Origin of the sequence: Rivularia sp. UHCC 0363, from assembly GCF_034931125.1 — a bacterium.
GTDB lineage: Bacteria > Cyanobacteriota > Cyanobacteriia > Cyanobacteriales > Nostocaceae > Rivularia.
Genome location: NZ_JAYGHM010000067.1, coordinates 21,608 through 42,316, shown reverse-complemented (window position 1 = coordinate 42,316; position 20,709 = coordinate 21,608). Strand labels below are relative to the sequence as shown.

Here is a 20,709-nt window from a genome sequence, read left to right as displayed (position 1 = left end):
ATTTAGTTGAAAGCGGAGATTATTTATCCTGTCAGTGCTTGGGCTGTAAATATGCCTCTGGCGATTATTTATTACCTTGCGCTGTTAATCCTAGTCTTCAAAAAGATGAGCATTGTAGTTACTTTGAAGTGACATCTTGAGAATACTATATAATGTCTCGTCATCAATTTTAACAAGCAAAAATAGTGGCATATTCAATATTTTTATAGTACAAATTGTACATGGCTTAGTCGATAAAAACGGAAACGAATTGTCAGAAGTGGAAAGAACGTTACCAGTATGGTTAGAAGCGAATAATATTTATGGGCATTTCAATAGGAATCCGATTAACTTTGAAGGCTAAATTATGAACGCAACACCATTTACTAATTGTTGAATGAATAAGAAAATCCCTCTCTAATAAGCGATCGATTAATTTAAAACTACTTTATTGAAGCATCAGCATTCCCCCGCTAGATGTTTTTATCTCCGCAGGAATAGCAAGTTTAATAGAGGTTGAATTTCATATTATTAAATGCTCAATAGAGAAGCAACAAAGCCAGCGGTTGCATTTAATTTAGTTAACAGGCTATATAGTGAAAGTTTGGTTTAAGATTAATAGCACTCAAGCTGAACTATAACTAAAACTTGACTATTTATAAGTACAAAATATCGTCATAATGAAAATGGAAGTAACACCTGTCGAAATCGATATTATATTTACCCAAACCCAACTAGCGCAATGCTGTAACGTATCGCTAACCACCGTAAAGCAGTGGTGTAAATATGGATTGGGGGAAGATAGCGCACCTAAGAAAGGTGAATATTTTAGCTATGATGAAATTGTTTTACTATCAGAATTTATCTTTGCTACTAGATACTTGGGAGTATATCAACACAAATATTTAGATGTAGTTATTCCTATTGGCTCCATAGATAAATATCTTCAATGGAAATTCCGTATTAGCTTGCATGACTATCTTGATAAATACCTAACACCGCGACAAAAACAAGGATTCTGGGAACACATTTTTATTAAATCTTTGTCAGATAAAATCTAGAATACTGCAATCCAAATGCTGATTTATTATTCACAGATGTTCTACTGACACATCAATAAATAATCTCATCCCAACGTCAATTCCAGAGACGGCATATCCACAACTAATCGTTTAGTTGTAAGCCATTGACGACCAAGTAAAACTTCCGTTAATCCTTCACCAACATGAACGGGGATGTCGTATTCTTGACCGCCAAATATTACTTTACCCAAATAAAGCTCAAATTCTGCTTCCCCCCGTGCGGTAAACATTGGCTGCTGTTTTATATATGTCCAACCAAGCGCATCTAAATCTTGATTATTGATAGCTAACCAAGCAGAAAAACCAGTATCAAAAAGTGCATCGACTGGTAACTCTAAACCATCGGATGCTATTAATTCAATCTCAAAAAATAAAGCATCCTCATCACCGAAAAATCCGTTCATTATATTGTTCCGCACACTCCGGTTTCATTAATGCGGAAAGTATACAACTTTGCACCTGGATATTTCTCATGTGCGATTTGAGCGCCATGCATATCATCCTTGTTGACAAAATATTCACCGCTCAGAGGTTCAATCGTTATATACCAGTTGTAATGGGTTTGCATTAAAGAAGGCTTTACACGGTCAAAAATAACTTGACAACGCTTCCGGAACTCCTCGCGTTCTGCTTTCCATTGCGCTAATTGTTCTTCCGTCCACTGAATTTCTGGGAATATTCTTCCCCGACGAGCGGTGCGAGTAGATTTATCTGTTGTCATAATCGTTTCTCCTTTTTTAATTATTATAAACCGCGAGTATTTTTGTAATTAAACCTTTATTAGCTCCTTATAAGTGCATTTTTTCTAATTGACACTTCTCTTTATTAATTTATTTTTATCTAAAAATATTACATAGCATGAGCAATTTTATTAATATGTCTCCTCTTCAAAATCAATTCCTAACTTATCAAAAAAAGATAGCTGTCCTGGAGAAATATTTCCTCTTCCCCTTGTATGATAAAATAAATGACATCCAGGGCATAATGCCGCTAAATTAGATATTCTATTATCTGCGGGATTTCTATTCCAATGATGCACCTGTAACGTGTATGTCCTACGTTGAGAATTGCTCCAATCCGAGGGTATTTTTTGCCCTGGCTTTATGCATATCCTACCACATTTTTGACACTTCCAATCCTTAAGTGCCTTGATGCTAGTGGCTAATTCCTTCCAATTGTCTGGGTATAATATTTGAGAATTACTATTAGTCATCTTCTTCTATCCAAATTATCCTTCTATCAATTTATATTACGATGCCCTTGTTAATTTAAAAGTACAAATTAACCGTCCTGGATATTTTATTGTAAGTTCCCTTTGAGCGACTTCTTTGTTAGCATTAAATACATACTCTCCACTATCGGATTCTATAGCAACATATCCCGAACGCCCGTGATTATTACTTAATTCAGAACAAAGCTTACTATAAATTGAACGCGCACCCGCAATGTATCCTGGACTTGCCTTCTTAGATGAAAATCCATTGGTGTACTGCCTCATTCCTACCCAGGGGCTTCTAAAAGAAGAATTGCTCATATTATTAATTACTCCTACAAGAAGATAAATTATTACTTATTTCTTTACATTACCGGATGATATAAACCTGTATCTTGATTATATTCCCACCCAATATTAGAAGTATCTCGACGCTTGCACCACGCCACAAAATGCGGAGATGGTAAATCAATTCTTTGCTTGCGTACAGTTTCTAAACTTACACCGAATCTCAAAGCTAAACCTTCCTCTGTTAACGGCTGTATTCGCGGAGTTTGCCTAGAGGAAGAAGAATTGTTGTAGTAAGATTTTTTATTATTTTTATGTTGATTATTTAGATGATTTTGTATCTGTCTGATGGCATCAGTAAATTGCTCTATTCTAGAAACAATAGAATCAACTTTATCTTCTAAATTGTTTATGCGTTCGGCATCAACAATTTCATTACTACTACATTCATCCGTCTTATTTGACTCAACTTTATCAAGACGTTCCATTATTTCAGATAAAGTTTTAGAATTAGTATTGTACCTACTACTGCTGCTACTTTCTAACGTTGAAATTAACTCTTCTAAACCTTGAAGAATCTCACTTGTTCTTCCTTGACGATGCAACCGGGATAAGGAGCGTACTGCCCCTATTATTGGAGTAGGCACGCGAATCATTTGACTGGGCTTATGTTCTGGAGAAGAATCGGGCATAGCAAACAGCGTAGACTACAAGCGATCAAATCGATATCAAACCGATAGCAATGATATCAGCATATCTTGTATTGGTTACACCCGTTGCAGCCAATTGTGTAGGGAAGGCGCATAAGTTGAAAATTTCCCCACGGAATCATAGGGATTGAAGCGAGTGTTGTCGTGCATAAAGTGAAAAATTCCTGCACAATTCGCGCATAAGTTGAAAATTTCTGCTTCAACCGTTCGGAAAGTTGCTGTCCTCTTACAGGATAAAGAAGACGGCGCTTTCTTTATGAAGGCGGTGCTACAAGGGTGTCACGAAAACACAGGGATTACAGCCACTCGTTTTCATCTCCAGCGCGACAAATTTTCATTTTATGCGCGACATTTTCACTTTATGTGCCTTCCCTACATTGTGTAAGGGAAGGACAAAGAAAAGGTAGAATAAATATCGAAAATAAAACTTTTCTATAGTTGTTTATTATGTTACTCCCAGACAAGTCGCATACCGATATAATTACTAATCCTTTTGCCATTGCAGCAGAACGCGATTTGTTGCAGGAGTTGTTAGTGGGGAAGCGCAACAAAAGTACCCGTCATGAGTATGCTAAGGATTTAAGAAAGTTTTTTCAAGCTGTGGCAGCAAAGGAACCGACACCTGAGTTGGTGGCGCAGTTTTTAGAGATGGAAAGGTTTTCTGCTGTAACTTTGGTGTTGCGGTATAAGGCACAGTTGATTGATTTGGGATTGAAGGAAGCTACTGTTAATCGGCGGTTGGCGGCGATTAAGGCGTTGGTTAATTATGCTTATAATGTGGGCAAGTGCAGTTGGACTTTAGCTGATATCAAAAGTGAAAAGGTAAAGCAGTACCGGGATACGACGGGAATTAGTCCCGAAGCATTCAAAAAAATGTTAGCAATACCAGATAGGGACACGTTGAAAGGTAAGCGGGATTATGCCTTGTTGCGGCTGTTATGGGCGAACGCGCTACGCAGGGAGGAAATATCTCGATGTAACATTGAAGACTTGGATTTAGAAGCAAAGACGCTGGCTATTTTGGGGAAGGGACGAGGTACGCAAAAGGAAATTATTGATTTACATCATAAGAGTTGTGCGGCGCTTATGGATTGGTTGTGGGTGCGGAAGGAATTAGACATTAAGCAGCCGTTGTTCGTTTCTTTACGTCCGCGCTACGGGCATAGGTTGACGGGTGACGGTATCCGCAAGATTGTGGTGGGAATATCCAAGGAGGCGGGAATTTCTAAAATCATCAGCCCGCACAAAATCCGGCATTCGTCGGTAACTGCGGCGTTAGATGCGAGTAAAGGGGATGTTAGAAGCGTGCAAAAGTTGAGCCGTCATGCGAGTTTAAATACTTTGATGATTTACGATGATAACCGCACCAAGGCACAGGGGAAAATTACTGCACTTTTGGAAGATTTGGTTTGATAAAGATAATCGTTATCATATGCTGCTTTGTAAAAAACTGCTTTCCTTCAATGTCTACAAGGATTTTCTTTTAAAATTGCCCGGATAACGGGACAATTATATCATCAATAGCGTGCGATATTTTGCCTCGAAGGGCGATCGCCTATCGCGGAGAAGCAAGATATTAGCACTTTCACGGGAGGCTTTATCAAATTGAGTGAACCACTTTACGAACCGCCGAATCAAGAGGAACAAGAAGCGGAATACCGCCAACAGCAGTGCGAAGCAGGTCTGGAACAGTTTAAAAGCGAAGCGATTAAACTACAAAGATTAGTTGACGAATTTGTGAATCAAGAAGTTTTTGGCAGTAGCTTCAGCGCGGATGACGCGGACTTTGCTTTGGGCGAAGTTGAAGATGTGGTTGACGAACTCAGAACAACTTTAGATTCTTTCTTATTTACGGAAGAAGACGAAGAAGAAGAATAACGGGAGCAACAGTTATTTCCATTTTGCAGCCGAAGTGGAGGGCAAAACGAGAATTTATCTGTGTCAAAAAAAGGATGACGCATAACATATATATAGAATAGTTTCTAGCTAAAAATAGTTAGTGCTATATGCAATATCCCCAAAGCGGTCAGTCAACCACGCAACAGCTTGTGTGTTGAGTTGCAAGTCAACTGCTCCATAACAGTCCCGTCATTTCTACCGTTGAAACGAATACAACTATTTGCCTGGTGTTCATGTGATAAGGAAGCATATTGTTTCTGAGCGGGTTTTTAATTACAAGTAGTAATAATCGCTACTTAATATAAGACCTTAGTCTTCCTCTAAGTCGTATAAGTAAGCATACGGGTAATTAAAGAGTTTTAGTAGTACAAGTTCTAGGTATTGTAGTCCAAGATTCCATGCCTCGTTTTTAACAACTGGGGAGGCACCGCTTCCTTTATGTCGCTTTTTAGGGTCGGGGTGAATAATTGCGTTTCGTATTTCAGTGATTGCCTGCGGTCCGTCATCCCAATTTTCAGCTTTTGACACATTTTTTATGTTATTCAAACGAGCGGGGATTTCTAATTTAATTTCCAAATGAGACAATAACTGCCTAATTTTATCAGCTGCTGACAGTTTATGAAATCCATCTTTACTAAGGTTGCGCTTTTCTTCTACCAGAAAAACCCATGCCAGTCGTTCCAACGCTGCTTGCTGCAAAACAATAGCACCCTCTGCACCTCCAGCTTGTTTACTGCTTTCTACGTACCATTGAATGGATTCTTGAATTAATTCGCGCCATGCAAGCGAATTCCAGCGCTGCATAAAACCAGGAAAAGCTTGGACTAATTCGGTAGAATCAGGAGAAAACCATTCGCAAGTGTTCTGCCATGAGTCGGCACTACAATCCGACCATTCTTCAAAAACCTGTTCTCCTTGGGCATCATAGCCGAATAAAAGAATTGGTGCTATCCAAATTCCCCTAGCAAACGAAAGGTAGAAAGAAAATGCCTGTAACTGCTCCCTGGCATCCTCTAAGGAGAAGGGGCTTCTATCCAACCGCTCTAGCTTGCACATATGGGTTAAAGCATAGCCGCCTTGCGTTCTTAGTAAATCGTGGATATCCCAACTATCGGGTAGCGTTGCCAATATTATTCGCCATTCGTCAGTTTGAAAAACAAACTGACCTTCAAAGTACAGTTCTAACCAACCTTCCAGTTCTTCTTCCTCTATCCCCCACGTATTGGAAATATTAAAAAACGGAAAGTTAGTTATGTAAAACGCTAAGGATGCTAATTCTTTTTGGCTGCCTTGGACAACTGGTTCGCAGAAATATCCTGAAATTACCGACTTGTCATCAGCACCGTAATACCTTTTCTCTGAAACAGATGCTAAAGCACTTACCCCGATTTCTGTTAACTTTAGGGTGAAATCATCTAATTCTACCTTCGTCTTTCCAAAGTAAGTAAACTCGAAGGAAGCATGGGGGCAGGGGAACCATACTAAAAGTACGGTAGCATTGCCTTCAAAGACTTTTTCATCCAGAATAATCTCCGCAAAACCTTTGTAGAGAAGCATCGGTTGGTTGGGGTACTTAGAGCGGTATAGTCTGGGTTGTGGTAGATATTGACACGATGGCGAATCAGTGGGATTCATTAGTCGAATTATTGAAACAATTGTACTAATATAGTATAAAAGATTATAAAATGAGTTGTGTGTCTTCTAAGACTCACAGTGACCGTAAATTGAGGTAATTTTTGCAGTATTTGTGTATAAGGGAATGTTTATCCGCAAGTAAAGACAATTTAGATTATATTTACCCGTGCAGCTTTCTTGAATTATGAGTATTAATAAATACAATTATAATTTATCGTATGATGGACTTGACTCCACACTGGCAACAAACTCAACAAAGTAATGGGGACGCACACGCATCTTTACAATGGGTTGCTGCAAAAATCTACGAACAAACTGAGCAGAATGTTTCTGAACCGCAGAGTGATGAAATTAATTTAAGTAAAGCACTTGTACTGGGGTTGCTTGCAAGCAATGATGGAAAGATAGGATTTTCTGACCCAGAGGTTCTTAGCGATTACTTGGTACGTCACGCTATAGATTTAGCACTTGTAGCTTGGGACGAGAGAGAAAAATTTGCTAGTGTGTTTGATGACATATATAGATGCAGTATTCGCATAAATGCTAGCAGGAAAATCACAGGTATTGTACTGCTTGTGCTGAACTACGAATACAAGAAAGATATAGTGGGTTATGTAGCTGATATAGCTAGATTGGATAATGCAAGAGAACAACGCGACAGGTCATTCTTTAACGTTTACAACCCATTCTATGACGTGCTTCCACAACTTAATTTTGAGTTTGAATCTCTAGTTGATGCACTAGAACCAATGTATAAAACTAGTAATGGATATAGAATATCCTCGATTGTCGAAAATTTAGCAGCCCTTTCTGGAAATAATGCTGATTTTCTCTACAAAAATTTTATAGAGCGCCCGGAATCGCCTATTGGTGAATTAGCTTTTGATGCGCTCCTTGGGCTAGCTAAGTTAGATTTACAAGAAGCCCATCATCGTGCTATGGCTTTGACCTATTCTGAGCAGCCAACGCTTTGTCGAAGCGGTATTGCCGCACTTGGTGTTTTTGAGTATGACACTGGTGAGCAAAATGACCTAATGCAGATAACTTTGAACAGATTTAATGACCTTAAAGGCAAATTAAATGCTGATATTGAAATTATACTAGTTCGAGCCTATGGTAATTTAGCAAGTAAATCAGAGGAAGCTGCAAGTTGCTTAGTTGAATTTGCATCGTTTCATGACACTGCGGTACATAACGAGATGTCAAGCATCTTATTTCAGAAAGGCAACAAGGCATACAATTCACCGTGGTATAAAGAATCCCTATTGCATTTGGTAAGGGCAGTTTCATTTCCCGCACAAATACTAGAGACTTTGAATTACTGTATAGAGCATTATGCAAAAAATGACTTAAATACTGCCTTTCAAGTAATTGAGTTAATAGCTTTAGGTTGGGACTACAGTAGAAGTGGAAGAGAAACTACACTGCCACAGATGCTTAATAGCACCTTTATTGAGCTATATAATAACCATATTAATGCACTGAATGCAGCAATTACTCGTTGGTTCTCATCTTCAGATATACGATTACACCTCGCTGGAAGTAATGTAATTAATTTCTTTAATTCTATTCCAGTGAATGATGATGCAGCAGCACTCAACACAAACGATAACGATGAGTTTCACTCCATTCATTCTCGTGGCGATCGTCATCAAGAAACTACAGAAGTTGTTCGCAAAAAAGCTTTCGCAAATCGAGTATTCACGCTAAGTAAGGAAGAACTGGATACTCTTGACGAGCAAACGGTTGCCTGTGTGCTGTATCGGCTCGCAGGTTATATAACAGATGCTCGTTCTCTTGCAGCACTATTACTATCGGCAATCAAGCGCGAACCCTATTCACACAATATTGCTAAATTGATCGTGGGCTTGTTAAGCGAATATGTGCTTTACAATTATCCGCATGAAACTGGTGATTACTTGAAATTCCGAATAGAAGATTCAGATGTCACTTCAGAAGAACTAGTAAATATAATTGAAGAAGCATTGAATCGTTCCGATGCTTATTTTGAAGCAAGGCAGAAACTGCCCCGCCTAAAAGAACTGCAACCCCCGTCACAACGAACCTATAGTTTGCAATTAGCTAAGTGGAAATATCAAAACGCAATGATGGAGGAAACTCAGCAGCGTTCTGTGCTTTCGAGTTTATTCCCTACTGTAAACCTTAAGCATGGTCGCGCTGTTTCCTATGAGCGAGATGGTGATTTTACAGAACCTTATAAGCTTGCTAGTTTTTTCTACGAATGTGAATTGCCACAAGGAGAATTTATCGACCCTATCGGGCAAGATTATCTGCGAAGGCTATGGCGAAATATAGGGTTGTACAAAACAAAAAACGCAGAAGATGAAATTACTGGGGAGAGTAATGTATGAAATTGGTTATCCGTGAGTATCTGAGTATGCTCAAAGAGTCAAAAGAGATAGATGCTCTACTTCCTGACCTTCTTCTATCGATGGGGATTGATTTATTAAGTCGTCCAGGTATTGGTTCGCGCCAATTTGGTGTTGATATTCCTGCTGTTGGTATTGACCCTAAAGACAATAAACAGAAACTATTTTTATTAACCGTCAAAGAAGGGGATATAACTCGAAGCAGCTGGGATGCTGGGAAAAATGCTGTGCGTCCATCGCTCAACGAAATACTTGACTCGTACTTGCGTAACCGTGTCCGACCCGAACATGAGGCATTACCGAAAAAAATTATCCTTGCAACTGGGGGTGAATTAAAGCAGGATGTCGAACCGGACTGGGTAAACTACGTTCATAGAAATACGGGTTTAGATCCAAAATATGGGGAAATTGAGTTTGACTTTTGGGGTGGCGACCAGCTAACTTTGCTTATTGAGCAATATCTTATTGATGAGTACCTATTTCCAGAGTCAGTCCAAAAACATTTACGTAAAACAATTGCACTAGTTGACCAAAACGAAGATGAACCGCGCTACTTCTATCAATTAATTGAAGGAATTTTGTTTCAGGGGAATCTACCAAAAGAAAAAAATAAAAGTGCAGAGCGCAAGCGTCAGAAAGCACTGTGTTTACTTGATTTGAGTCTTAACATTGTTTTTTATTGGTGTCAAGAAGCAGATAATCTCAAACCTGCTTTACTTTGTGCCGAACGTGCAGTTCTGCGTAATTGGGACTGGATGCGTCAAAACGAGCTTTTTGATTGCAAGGTCACGAACGAGAAATTTACCCAACTTTTCTTTACTTACCTCAAAGTCACTGGTGCATATGCTAATAAGCTTCAGCCACACTGTATTGTTAGGGATGGTTTGTTTGGCTATGGTGCTGATGAGTTAGAGTACCCCCTTCGCACCTTTGAAGTAATCGGAATTATTGGTGTTATGGGCATGGTATTCTGGAATTTATACGCAATTACACGCGATGAACAGCTTTGTAAAAGATATGAAGAGCAGATGCAAGCAGTTGCACAAATGCTTGCAGCCCTAATAGAAAACAATCCTCCTGCGTTTGCGCCACGTTATGACGGTCATGTTATCGACATAGCCTTGGGACTTTTTACGCTCATCGCTGCTGGGTACACAAATCAAGCTGCTCGCTGGGTCAAAGAACTCAGTCATCACATCATTTTCGCTTATCAGATTGGTAAATGCTTTCCCATAGCTTCGGATAATTATAACGACCTTGTTGCTCTGGAAGTTGGTTTAGCTCCACCAAAAGAAAAGTTGATGGAACTTTCAACGCTCCTGCCCATGCTAGCTGGTTTGTATGCTGTGTTGAATCTTGCTGATGATTATAAAGCTTTTCAGGAAGCTGTGACTCGAACTTTTAATAAGATTAGTCTTCAGCTTTGGTTTCCGGACGACGACACAGATAACCACCTGTACAGTACTAATGCAGGATATGCTGGTGGGTTTACTCTCCATCCGTTTCGCTTGCCAGAAAATTTTGATGACCTTAAAACTTACATCATTCGCCTTCGCGAAAAATATAAAGATTTCAACAATATCTCGTGCGTTACTTGTGGGTGGTTTGTAATAGGACTTATTGCCAGCCGCCACTTGCGAACGCCGATTATTCCTGCATACTGGCTGAATTATCTTCGTGAATGACTTTTACCCGCTCCGCAAAACTCATAAGAATTAATTGAAAAAAGACATTGCAAGGTGTTTGAGCGAAGGTGTATAAAATAATTATTGAACCCGTGACTTGTAGTTTGATTAAGCGCTTCATGTTGAAGCTTACTTTACCTCGCTTTCCGAAAGCAACTTTTCCAAATCACCCAACAATCTCTCTAACTTCTTACGCTTTCTGGTGTCGTCCCATATTTTAGTACTCTTCAATCGCTTGCCAACATCCGAGTATCGTCTAGTAAGTTGTTGCTGGGGTGTTTCTTCAATATCGGTTTGATTTTGTTCTAGTTTTTGTATCAGTTCTTTAATTTGAGTTAGTGATAAATTTTGAGAAATTGCATCATTTAATAAGTCAGAACGTTGTTGCTCGTCTTTAACTCTTGCAATCGCTCTCGCCTTGGTATATTCTATTTTCCCTTGGCGCAGTACCTCAAGCACATCCAAGGGTAAGTTTAGCAGCGGCAAACGGCTCGTGCGGAAGCTTTCGGCATTAAATTTACCAATACCAGCTAAAATAGTTTCGATTTGTTCTAACTTACGGGAAACGTTTTCCGTTAACTCTAATTTGCGTTTTTTAGCGTTAGCAGCTTCGTTGAGAATTGATTTAATTTCTTCTGGTTTAATATCCAGTTGGATTGTTAATAGTTCCAGTATTGCTTCTACTTCTTCTACTGGATTGAGGTCTTCTCGCTGTAAGTTTTCTAAGAGTGCTACTTGTAGGGCTTGTTTGTCGTCGAATTGTTTACTGACGATTGGTACTTCTGTAAGTCCTGCTTCTTGGGCTGCTCTTAGTCTTCTTTCTCCGGCGATGAGTTCATATTTGTCTTGTTTTAAGGGGCGTACTAATAATGGTTCTAAGATGCCGTGTTCTTTGACGGAATGCACTAGTTGTGCCATTTTATCCGGGTCAAAGTAGCGGCGGGGTTGCTTATCATTTGTTTGGATTTTGTTGATGGCTACTGTAGTTTGGCTTGTTTCCGCATTCATGCTGATTAAGTCTTGAACGCCGCGCATTTGGGGAACTTGTGTTGTTTTTCTGGCTGGCATTAGAGTTTCTCCATTCCGAGTTGAATTTTATTTAAAATTGTTATTGCTGGGTGTTTGGGTGCGTATGTAGCTAATGGTTGGCGGTTCATTGCTGCATCGGCAAAGGCGGTAGCGCGTGGAATTGGGGGGTATACGGTAGCAAGTGGTTCTAGTTGGTCAATGAGCGCTTCTAAGATAATTTTATCTTGGTTGGCGTTACTGTAAAGTGTGGGAACGAATCCTGCAATAGTTAGTTGGGGGTTAACGTGTTTTTTGACTTGTTTTATAGTATCAAGCAGTAGTTCTGTACCTTTGAACGCTTTGAAGTGGGTTTGGATGGGAATTAGTACGTGGGTAGCAGCGGTAAGGCTAAGAATGCTGAGTATTCCCAACGATGGGGGACAGTCAATAAGGATGAAGCGATATTGGTTTAAAAGAGGTTCTAAAGCTATTTTTAGTCGGGTTTCTCGTGCCATAACGGTAGCTAGTTGCAGTTCTACAGCACTCAGCGTAATGTTGGCTGGCAGCAAGTCCATGCCGTGTAAGTTGTCTTGAATTGAAGGTGGCGTTTCTTCGTTGAAAATGGAATCGCCAACGGTTTGCTCTAACTCGTGGGGTTCCAGACCCATAAAAGTTGTTAAACTTCCTTGCGGGTCCATATCAACGAGGAGCGTTTTGTGTTTCTGGAGGTGTAGTTGGTAGCCAAGATTCATGGCGAGAGAGGTTTTCATTACTCCGCCTGCTTGGTTGAAGATGGCAATTATTATGGTCACATCCGGTACGATTTTGGTTTAAGATATTGTGATGTATAACACAAGATAGTTTAAAACAAAAGCGTCACAATAATTCGTAATGCTTCCCTTCAGGAGGAACTGAACGCTAACACAATTTGTTTCAGAGTCTTTCTCTTAAGTAGATGCCTTCTAAGGAAACATTTTACGGTCTTCATAAAGTGCAGTTTACAGGCTTACACAGAGTGCGTGCGATACGGCATCGAATTTAATTATTTAGTCAACAACGCCGCTTCATACATCAGAAGGAATTCGATACCAGCCGTCAATAAAAGCGCACGTTCCTTAATGCTTCAATACTGCGCCGTAAACATATCGGTAAATATTGACATCACTTCGGCATTTCCTTGTATTAATATTTGCATTCAAGGACATCTCTGATTGCAACTGCATGATTTTTAACAAGACAGCCATTGATTGCTCCGATAACTTAATTTTGGCAGGAAAGCTGTTATATTAGGAGCAATATTAGATAATACGCCGAATTCAGAATCTATCATCATTAGTTGGCAGCTTTTTATTAATCGCGCTGGTGTTAGGAATAGGCGTATGGTTTAATAGCTATATTTTTCGGGGATTAATAGGTAGATAAGGCTCTGCGGTAGTAAGATTTTAATATTCGTCTCGCCTTTTCTTTGACGAATTGCGTAGTGCGCGAATACAACAAGTATACAAATTTTATGATTAAAATTGACTCCCATCCAAATATAATCAAGCACTATATTATAATAATGATTTTCATTATTTGGGGAAAATAGGATGACTACCCTTCACATTAGATATAGTTCCTGTAACGGTTTTAACTGGCTATGGAGGGAGCGGAAAAACAACTGTGGAAGGCAGCAGAACCATAAAAGCGAACATCAACTCATCCCAAATTCCTTCCGAGTAGTGATAGATTCGTCGTTTCCACTCTTATTTAATTCTACCAACCGACTTACACGATACTGCTTTACTTTCTGTCTTGGTTGATTCTTGCCAGAATTTAAAGCCGTGATTACGTAACCGCTCAGTTCTACTCTGGCTTTATAAGCTTGGCTTACATGGGCATCTATATTTATACAATTTATACGAACTTCTGCCCAACACTCGTGGTCTTTATCTATTACTATTAATTGCCCAGCTTTATCATATTTGAGCCATTCCCAACCCAAACTCAGAAAAATTTCCCGCTCGGCTATTTGCTCAAACTTACTAAGTCCAGCCCAACCTCGATAATGTTTATAAAGTTGTGCAAAGGAACTATTACGATATATCAAATTATCCAAAACTTCTGGTTGCAGATGTCCCCAATAATGTCCTTGAGGTAAGTCAACTAAAGTGGGTGCAAACTGGTGTCCTCCAAAATGGCTACATCGCCATACCCGCAGTTTACCTTCCGAATTCGCTGCATAATCAGAACGCAGTTTTTGATATACAGGATAGCCTCTTCGGGCGCAAGCAATATCAACGTTACCATGAGTGCAAGTTAGAATCTCGCGGATATGGCTTGAAAGTTGCTTGTATCGTATAAAGGAATGTAATTCATTTGGTTGGTTAAGTAGTTGTAAAAGAATCGATTTTGCCAAACGAAGGGTAAGTGTTATTGGTACGATAAATTCTTGCTTATCAAACTGATTAAATAATCTTTGGGGACGGTAATAATAAAATATACGGGTATAGCCAGGACGAGAATATTCGCGATCGGGAGCAATAGCTATTGGTTGGATTTTGATTCCATGTTTAACAAACAACTCTTTTATCAAAACTAACAGAGGCTTAAGTATGGGATGTTCTTGCCAAAGCATTTTTGCCCAGGGTTGGGGTAATTCGACAATCAGCCAATGGTCGCAAGGAACTGCACTACCAATGGGGTCTTCACCCACCATTAAGGAGACAGTAGAGCAAAAATGACAATTTGTGAGAGAATAATCATCGTTTAACATATTCTTGCTGGCTAAAAAAGTTTTTTTGAACGCGATTCGGGGTAGCTCAAACAGCCCCAAACCATCGAAAAGAGCGATTGCTTGGGTAATAGCAGCCATAAAAAATAAGGTGTACCAATCAGTGCGGTGACTAATCCGGAGGGTATTTCTTTTGGTGCTAAAATCACTCGTCCTAAAGTATCTGCTAAGGTGACTAAAATTGCGCCTAAAATTGCTGTTAGCGGTACTAACTGACGGTGACGATCGCCTATTGTCAATCTTGCTGCATGGGGAGCTATCAAACCGACGAAGCTGATGGTTCCTACTGTTGATACTGCTGCACCGGCTAAAGCAACGGCTACTGTTACGCAGATAGCGCGGGCTGTTTGCAGTCGCATTCCCAAGGTACGGGGTAAGTCTTCCCCTAATGCCATCAGGTCAATCTTACGGGCAATTACCCAAGCTACGGGTAACAAAATTAAGGGAAATATAATTAGTCGTCCTACTTCATCCCATTGACGGGCATAGGTACTTCCAGATAGCCAAACTAAGGCTTGGGCTACTCGCAATTTGGCGCTGACTATCATCAAATTTATACCCGCACCGCAAAACGCCGAAACTGCAATACCTACTAAAGCCAGTCGTGCCGGTACTATTCCCCCTTGCCAAGCAGCTAAATATACAATACCGAATGCTGCAAATGCACCGATGAAAGCTGCTATCGGTACCGCTTCTACTGGGGCATTGGGGATAACAATCATTACTAATAAAGCTGCAAAGCCAGCACCGGAAGTAATGCCGACAATTTCTGGTCCTGCAAGGGGATTTCTCACTACTCCCTGTAATAGCAAACCACTGACTGCTAATGCGGCTCCTGCTAAAGAAGCAACTAAAAGACGCGGTAGCCGGAGTTGAAATAAAATTCTTTGAGCAAGAATATTTTCACTGTTTTGAGTATCGATTATTTGATTGAAACTAAAGTTAATATTGCCTAATAATAAACCGGCAATTAAAGCGAGTATCAAGCAAAAAATTGCCGTTGATAATACAACTGAATAGGAAAAAGCTGGTTTTGATTTTATTTTAAAGCTGCTTTGATTTCCATTATTTTTACTTAACAAATGGTGGGAACGAGCCAACCAAATTAAAAACGGCGCACCAATCAAAGCTGTAATACTACCTGCTGGTAATTCACTCAAATTAGTTGTCAGTGACATTGCTACAGTATCCGCAGCTAAGAGGATCACCGCACCCCAAATGGCAGTTAATGGTAATAATAAAAAGTGTTTTCGACATCCCATTAATTTCACTAAATGGGGAGCAACTAAACCCACAAAACCGATCGCACCCACCACACTCACCGCTACAGATGCCAAAAACACCGCCACTAAAGTACTGCTGAGACGATTCAATTGCACTCTCGCACCAAGAGCAACCGCTAAATCATCTCCCAATAACAAAACATCTAGCTGTTTTGCCATCAAGAGCGCGATCGCAATTCCAATTAATATTCTTGGGGCTGCATAAATCGTATTATCCCAATTCGTTTGTACTAAAGAACCAGCACCCCAGAAAAATAAATCGCGGGTTTCATTTTCGTAAAATAGCTGCAAAGCTGCGGTTAAAGATGCCAATGTGAGAGAAACCGCTACACCCGCAAGAGTTAGACGAATCGGCGTTATCTCCCCAGCAGCGGCGATCGCATATACTAAAAAAGCCGCTAGCAATCCACCTACAAATGCTACCAATACGGGTGAGAGTGCGAATAACTTAGGTACAAAGATAATTGTAGCTGTTACTGCTAGATAAGCACCCGCATTTACCCCCAAAGTTGCTGGAGAAGCCAAGGGATTACGAGTCACGGTTTGTAATAACACTCCCGCTATTCCCAAAGCCGCACCTACGATTACAGTAATAGTTACACGGGGTAAACGTAGATAACGCACAATGTTATCGGCATTGCTGTTATTAGGTGAGAAAATTGCCTTAATTACTGTATTAAAACTTAATTCCGCCTGCCCTTGGGTAATGTGAATAAAAAATAATAGGAATAGCAAAGTTATTCCTACAATCAAAATTAAGAAAGTATTTCCTTTAAATTTGGACAGTTGCAAATGGGACATATTAATTCGTAATTTATAAATTAAGATATAGCCTTGATTTTAAGATTTGCATTTGTAGTATGATGCAGGAATAATTGGGATAATAAGTTAAAAATTAAGAGTAATTACATTAATTCGTAATTCATCCTTTATCCTTCATCTTTCCTCCAAAAGCGTTTACTATCTTATTTACCAAAATTTCTGCTGACAAAGGACCACCAAACACCCAAGTATCTGATGCAATCGGATAAACTCGATTTTCTTGCACAAACTTTAAGCCTTTCCACACCGGATTATTCTGCAATTGCTGCCAATAAATATTGCTATCTGTAGTAATATAAATAAAGTTCGCTGCTTCTACTTTTGGTAACGCCTCTATCCAAACTGTATTAAATCCAAAAGCATCAAATTTACCTTGCCAAGCATTCTCTAAACCAATTTTTTTGATAATTTGTACCGCCATTGCATTATCTGTAAACAACCGTAACTGCGGCGCACTATCGCTAAATTGACCTAAAATAAATTTTTTATTTGCTATTTTTAAATCGCTCAATTGTTTCTCAGCTTGTTTGAAAGTAGCCTGCATTTTTTCTAATATCGCTCTTCCTTGCTCCCCACGCTTCATAGTGTCAGCAATTTTGATAAATGTCTGCTGCATTTCTTGCAATTGATTTACACTATCTGCTGACGGATAAGCATTAAATAACAAAGTTGAAGCGATGGAAGATAAAGTATCGTAAATTACTTGATGCCGTAATTCCACACTGATGATTAAATCCGGCTTTAGTTGAGCTATGGCTTCTAAATTCGGCTCGGCTCGCGTCCCTACATCGACCACGGATGCTGCTAATTGAGGCTCTATGTTGACAAATTTTTGATAACCCTCAATATCTGCTACCCCAACGGGCTGAATTCCCAAAGCCAGCAAATCTTCTACATACACCCATTCTAAGGCGACAACGCGAGACGGTGTTTTTGCTGAGATAGATTTGTCTGTTGGGGAAACAGCAGAATTATTTCCACAAGCAACCGCGACAGACATCATCGCAGTCAAAAAAAAGCGCCTGCTGTATTTATTCATACTGCCTTCCTCACTGTCGCTAATCCCCAATCGCAGGGCAAACAAGTCGGATAACCGTTAATGGGATGGGGTATAACGGTCATTTCTACGTCAAATACTTGCTGAATATTGCTGGTTGTCATCACCTCTTGAGGACTTCCGCTAGCAACTACCTTTCCTTGGGAAATCATAATTAGATTATCGCTATAAGCCGCAGCTTGGTTTAAATCGTGTAGCACCCATCCCACAGTAATTCCATGTTCTTGATTTAACTGTCTTACTAAAGCTAAAACATCCAATTGATGGCGGATATCTAAAAACGTTGTTGGTTCATCAAGCAATAATACGCTGGTTTGTTGGGCGATCGCCATTGCAATCCAAGCTCGTTGACGCTCTCCTCCGGAAAGGGTATCAACAGCCCTTGAGGCAAGGGCTTGCAGCCCTGTCACCGTCAGCGCCCACTCTATCGCTGCCGTATCTTTTGAGGAGAATCCCCCCAGTAAATTTTGATGGGGATAGCGTCCGTAACCTATCAATTCCTTAACGGTCACTGCTGGTGGAACCTCTGATGATTGAGGTAGCATTGCTAACTGTCGCGCCAACTGTTTTGTCGGCATTTTAGCAATATTGCGACCGTTGATATAAACTGCACCCCGATTCGGTTGCAATAATCTAGCTAGAGTCCGCAATACTGTACTTTTTCCCGAACCATTTGGTCCCAATAAAGCCGTTATTTCACCTTCATGGAGCGTGATGGAGAGGTCAGAAACGATGATTGTGCGGTCATAAGCAATTTTTAGGTTATGAGCATCAATTGCTACCAATTCCTAACCCCCAGTAGTTAATGATATATTTTGGCAACTATTAGTTAGTTTTAATGGTTGCCCAAAAAGAAGACAACCTTACTTATAGCTAACCGTCTGGCGAATCATTTTGTCAAGTAATTTGCCGAGTATTGAGAAAAGTTAGCATTGGATGAAGATAATTCACTCACCTCGTATAAAGCATTATTTACTTTTCCATAGGCAGCTGCATGAGGGCGATCGCCATCGTCAGCGTAGCCATAAGTTAACAATCGATTGCGATTCAGGCACAATTTTGTAAATTGGGGTGCAAGTAGGTTAAATATTTCAAATCTGGCTTGCATTTCGGGAAAACGACTTTGATAATTTAAAATCGTCTCTCGTACTTGCAGCCAAAAGCTTTGTTCTGGATAGTTATGGTAATCTGCTAACAGGTCGGAAAGATAGCGATGATGGCAAATAAATAACCCAGCAAAGATAAACTGACATAAGCCTTCTGGGGGTTCTGTAAGCAATACTGTTTTTAATTTTTCGGGTAAAGTTTCTAATTCTGGTAGAGGATGACGACTGATATTCACATCATCAACAAAATCTTTCATCGCTAAACGGTGGGGAATAGAATCCTTGAGTACCACAATCGTGTTTTCCCCGTGGGGAGAGAACACCACACCGTAGCGATAGAGATAGTGTAGTAATGGTGGCAAGATTACGTTAAATAAACGAGATAGCCATGCTTCTAAACTGATTCCAGAACGTTCCACAAGTTGGGATACAAAGGGTTTACCGCTACCATCAACGTGCAGTAAAGCCGCTAAAGTAATCGGATGTTCGTCGGGTTCAGTATAAGTTAATACGCTTTCTCGCCACAAACAACCTAACATTTCCTTGTATTGGTAAGGTGCGCCGGAAAATTGGCTGTAGTAAGGATGATCGTAATTGATAGTGGCAATTTCTCCAGGAAGAATGAAGCGACATTCATCTTTAAGGAAAGAGTCATTATCGTAAATTGATTTAATCCACTCGGTTACTTGGGGAGCAACTACAGTTCTTTCACCGGGTAAACCGCGATAAACCAAAGTATTTAAAATGCTCAGTGGTAACTTGACGTAGCGTTTGTGGGGATTGGTGATATTTGCAAAAGTGCGGATGGATTGTTGGGGGAGATATTTATCGTCGCTTTCACCAAGGGGAACAATGGATTTAGTCGCGATTTCGGAAGCGAATAAGGGGATAATAATATTCTTCCACTGCCATCCATGAACTGGCAAGAAATAATAATTTTCGGAATCAATATTTTGCGATTTCAAGACAGAGGTAAATTTAGCAAGGATTGCTTCTCCTAATTCCTCTTGCATCAAAGTTTGGTAATCTAATTCTTTGATAGCCTGAAACTGAGAACGATGGTGTTTAACTGCAATCCAAAATAGATTTACTGGTTGTTTTTGTTCCGGAGCATAAGCCAGGTAATCATCATAACCAAAACCGATACGTCCTTTATTAAAAGTAATCCAAGGATGTCCTTCCATTTCTCCTTCTAAATGGGGATAATCTAACTCTGTTAAATCAATATTTTGAGTTGCTTGTTTAAATTGAATATGGGCATCTGCAAGTAAAGTATTGCTCAATTCCTTGATTAAATGAGCAGTAGTTTCCGCTGTCATTCCCACAGCAGTATGAATATCCAGAACAAATTGTAGAGGATTAGCAGCACTGAACCATTCTTTCCCCTCCCGACGTTGTAAGGATGTGGGAATAACCCGATAAGAATCAAACAAGCGTTTTTTCGCTTGGAAACGGTAAGCAATACCTTCAGGTAAAGAAAGATGATAAACTGTAAAATCTGGCTTTTCTTCCACTACTTCCGGTTGAATAATCTCCTCATACATAAACTCAGAAAGCATTTTTGCAAGTAAATTATTCCCGACAATTTGCCAAGTTTCTGGTTGTAATGCTTGATTCAGAATTGATAAAGAATCCATTATTGTTTTTCCTATTTAATGAAATATTTTTGTTGAAAACTCCGCGCTCCTCTGCGCTTATCTACCCTTGGGGAAGACGCTCCGCGTCAATGCGTCACTTTGCGTTTAAAAAGATATTATTTTTATGTCAACGCATCCCGAA

General features: G+C 39.8%; 18 protein-coding genes. 5 read left to right on the top strand and 13 right to left on the bottom strand.

Going from position 1 to position 20,709, the window contains the following annotated elements; translation table 11 throughout:
* Nucleotides 1-665 precede the first annotated feature (665 nt).
* The gene (locus tag VB797_RS27960; protein WP_323241037.1) at nucleotides 666-1,040 is read left to right on the top strand and encodes a hypothetical protein; all 375 of its coding nucleotides are present in this window, start codon (nucleotides 666-668) and stop codon (nucleotides 1,038-1,040) included.
* A 65-nt stretch (nucleotides 1,041-1,105) separates the two neighbouring features.
* On the opposite strand, the gene VB797_RS27955 is transcribed toward VB797_RS27960, so the two are convergent.
* The 5 genes from VB797_RS27955 to VB797_RS27935 form a co-directional block, all read right to left on the bottom strand.
* Nucleotides 1,106-1,468 (bottom strand): aspartyl protease, encoded by a 363-nt coding sequence (locus VB797_RS27955; protein ID WP_323241038.1) that lies wholly within the window; start codon nucleotides 1,466-1,468, stop codon nucleotides 1,106-1,108.
* The gene (locus tag VB797_RS27950; protein WP_323241036.1) at nucleotides 1,465-1,782 is read right to left on the bottom strand and encodes a hypothetical protein; all 318 of its coding nucleotides are present in this window, start codon (nucleotides 1,780-1,782) and stop codon (nucleotides 1,465-1,467) included. The genes VB797_RS27955 and VB797_RS27950 overlap by 4 nt, the downstream gene beginning before the upstream one ends.
* Nucleotides 1,783-1,932: 150 nt before the next feature.
* Entirely contained in the window at nucleotides 1,933-2,274 is a 342-nt protein-coding gene (locus tag VB797_RS27945) for an HNH endonuclease (RefSeq protein ID WP_323241035.1), read from the bottom strand.
* Nucleotides 2,275-2,310: 36 nt separating this feature from the next.
* Nucleotides 2,311-2,595 (bottom strand): hypothetical protein, encoded by a 285-nt coding sequence (locus VB797_RS27940; protein WP_323241034.1) that lies wholly within the window; start codon nucleotides 2,593-2,595, stop codon nucleotides 2,311-2,313.
* 44 nt (nucleotides 2,596-2,639) lie between these two features.
* A complete protein-coding gene (locus VB797_RS27935) occupies nucleotides 2,640-3,254 on the bottom strand; it encodes a hypothetical protein (protein WP_323241033.1) in 615 nt (204 codons plus the stop codon).
* A 465-nt stretch (nucleotides 3,255-3,719) separates the two neighbouring features.
* Between VB797_RS27935 and VB797_RS27930 the strand changes: the two genes are divergently transcribed.
* Together VB797_RS27930 and VB797_RS27925 are read left to right on the top strand one after the other, a co-directional pair.
* A complete protein-coding gene (locus VB797_RS27930) occupies nucleotides 3,720-4,685 on the top strand; it encodes a tyrosine-type recombinase/integrase (RefSeq protein ID WP_323241032.1) in 966 nt (321 codons plus the stop codon).
* Between the two features lie 192 nt (nucleotides 4,686-4,877).
* Nucleotides 4,878-5,150, top strand: a complete 273-nt coding sequence (locus tag VB797_RS27925) for a hypothetical protein (RefSeq protein ID WP_323241031.1) — start codon at nucleotides 4,878-4,880, stop codon at nucleotides 5,148-5,150.
* Between the two features lie 330 nt (nucleotides 5,151-5,480).
* On the opposite strand, the gene VB797_RS27920 is transcribed toward VB797_RS27925, so the two are convergent.
* Nucleotides 5,481-6,806 carry a hypothetical protein gene (locus VB797_RS27920; protein WP_323241030.1) on the bottom strand — a complete coding sequence of 442 codons (1,326 nt, stop codon included), beginning with the start codon at nucleotides 6,804-6,806 and terminating at the stop codon, nucleotides 5,481-5,483.
* Nucleotides 6,807-7,024: 218 nt separating this feature from the next.
* Here VB797_RS27920 and VB797_RS27915 point away from each other — a divergent pair, with 218 nt between their 5' ends.
* Together VB797_RS27915 and VB797_RS27910 are read left to right on the top strand one after the other, a co-directional pair.
* Entirely contained in the window at nucleotides 7,025-9,178 is a 2,154-nt protein-coding gene (locus tag VB797_RS27915; protein ID WP_323241029.1) for a hypothetical protein, read from the top strand.
* Nucleotides 9,175-10,881 (top strand): hypothetical protein, encoded by a 1,707-nt coding sequence (locus VB797_RS27910; RefSeq protein ID WP_323241028.1) that lies wholly within the window; start codon nucleotides 9,175-9,177, stop codon nucleotides 10,879-10,881. The genes VB797_RS27915 and VB797_RS27910 overlap by 4 nt, the downstream gene beginning before the upstream one ends.
* A 129-nt stretch (nucleotides 10,882-11,010) precedes the next feature.
* Here the strand turns inward: VB797_RS27910 and VB797_RS27905 are convergent, their stop codons facing one another.
* The 7 genes from VB797_RS27905 to VB797_RS27875 all read right to left on the bottom strand — a co-directional run bounded on the left by VB797_RS27905 (nucleotide 11,011) and on the right by VB797_RS27875 (nucleotide 20,567).
* The gene (locus VB797_RS27905; RefSeq protein WP_323241027.1) at nucleotides 11,011-11,949 is read right to left on the bottom strand and encodes a ParB/RepB/Spo0J family partition protein; all 939 of its coding nucleotides are present in this window, start codon (nucleotides 11,947-11,949) and stop codon (nucleotides 11,011-11,013) included.
* Complete coding sequence (locus VB797_RS27900; protein WP_323241026.1) at nucleotides 11,949-12,701, bottom strand: ParA family protein; 753 nt, start codon at nucleotides 12,699-12,701, stop codon at nucleotides 11,949-11,951. The genes VB797_RS27905 and VB797_RS27900 overlap by 1 nt, the downstream gene beginning before the upstream one ends.
* An 881-nt stretch (nucleotides 12,702-13,582) precedes the next feature.
* A complete protein-coding gene (locus tag VB797_RS27895) occupies nucleotides 13,583-14,743 on the bottom strand; it encodes a sucrase ferredoxin (protein WP_323241025.1) in 1,161 nt (386 codons plus the stop codon).
* Entirely contained in the window at nucleotides 14,656-16,746 is a 2,091-nt protein-coding gene (locus tag VB797_RS27890; RefSeq protein ID WP_323241024.1) for an iron ABC transporter permease, read from the bottom strand. The genes VB797_RS27895 and VB797_RS27890 overlap by 88 nt, the downstream gene beginning before the upstream one ends.
* A gap of 121 nt (nucleotides 16,747-16,867) precedes the next feature.
* The gene (locus VB797_RS27885) at nucleotides 16,868-17,806 is read right to left on the bottom strand and encodes an iron-siderophore ABC transporter substrate-binding protein (protein WP_323241023.1); all 939 of its coding nucleotides are present in this window, start codon (nucleotides 17,804-17,806) and stop codon (nucleotides 16,868-16,870) included.
* Nucleotides 17,803-18,609 (bottom strand): ABC transporter ATP-binding protein, encoded by an 807-nt coding sequence (locus VB797_RS27880; protein WP_323241022.1) that lies wholly within the window; start codon nucleotides 18,607-18,609, stop codon nucleotides 17,803-17,805. The genes VB797_RS27885 and VB797_RS27880 overlap by 4 nt, the downstream gene beginning before the upstream one ends.
* 104 nt (nucleotides 18,610-18,713) lie before the next feature.
* Nucleotides 18,714-20,567, bottom strand: coding sequence for an IucA/IucC family siderophore biosynthesis protein (locus VB797_RS27875; protein ID WP_323241021.1), 1,854 nt, complete (start codon nucleotides 20,565-20,567; stop codon nucleotides 18,714-18,716).
* Nucleotides 20,568-20,709 lie beyond the last annotated feature (142 nt).

Excerpts from the sequence above, each read along its gene's own strand:
- VB797_RS27960 (WP_323241037.1), top strand. The coding sequence starts at position 666 with ATGGAAGTAACACCTGTCGAAATCGATATTATATTTACCCAAACCCAA.
- VB797_RS27950 (WP_323241036.1), bottom strand. The coding sequence starts at position 1,782 with ATGACAACAGATAAATCTACTCGCACCGCTCGTCGGGGAAGAATATTC.
- VB797_RS27945 (WP_323241035.1), bottom strand. The coding sequence starts at position 2,274 with ATGACTAATAGTAATTCTCAAATATTATACCCAGACAATTGGAAGGAA.
- VB797_RS27940 (WP_323241034.1), bottom strand. The coding sequence starts at position 2,595 with ATGAGCAATTCTTCTTTTAGAAGCCCCTGGGTAGGAATGAGGCAGTAC.
- VB797_RS27935 (WP_323241033.1), bottom strand. The coding sequence starts at position 3,254 with ATGCCCGATTCTTCTCCAGAACATAAGCCCAGTCAAATGATTCGCGTG.
- VB797_RS27930 (WP_323241032.1), top strand. The coding sequence starts at position 3,720 with ATGTTACTCCCAGACAAGTCGCATACCGATATAATTACTAATCCTTTT.
- VB797_RS27920 (WP_323241030.1), bottom strand. The coding sequence starts at position 6,806 with ATGAATCCCACTGATTCGCCATCGTGTCAATATCTACCACAACCCAGA.
- VB797_RS27915 (WP_323241029.1), top strand. The coding sequence starts at position 7,025 with ATGATGGACTTGACTCCACACTGGCAACAAACTCAACAAAGTAATGGG.
- VB797_RS27910 (WP_323241028.1), top strand. The coding sequence starts at position 9,175 with ATGAAATTGGTTATCCGTGAGTATCTGAGTATGCTCAAAGAGTCAAAA.
- VB797_RS27905 (WP_323241027.1), bottom strand. The coding sequence starts at position 11,949 with ATGCCAGCCAGAAAAACAACACAAGTTCCCCAAATGCGCGGCGTTCAA.
- VB797_RS27895 (WP_323241025.1), bottom strand. The coding sequence starts at position 14,743 with ATGGCTGCTATTACCCAAGCAATCGCTCTTTTCGATGGTTTGGGGCTG.
- VB797_RS27890 (WP_323241024.1), bottom strand. The coding sequence starts at position 16,746 with ATGTCCCATTTGCAACTGTCCAAATTTAAAGGAAATACTTTCTTAATT.
- VB797_RS27885 (WP_323241023.1), bottom strand. The coding sequence starts at position 17,806 with ATGAATAAATACAGCAGGCGCTTTTTTTTGACTGCGATGATGTCTGTC.
- VB797_RS27875 (WP_323241021.1), bottom strand. The coding sequence starts at position 20,567 with ATGGATTCTTTATCAATTCTGAATCAAGCATTACAACCAGAAACTTGG.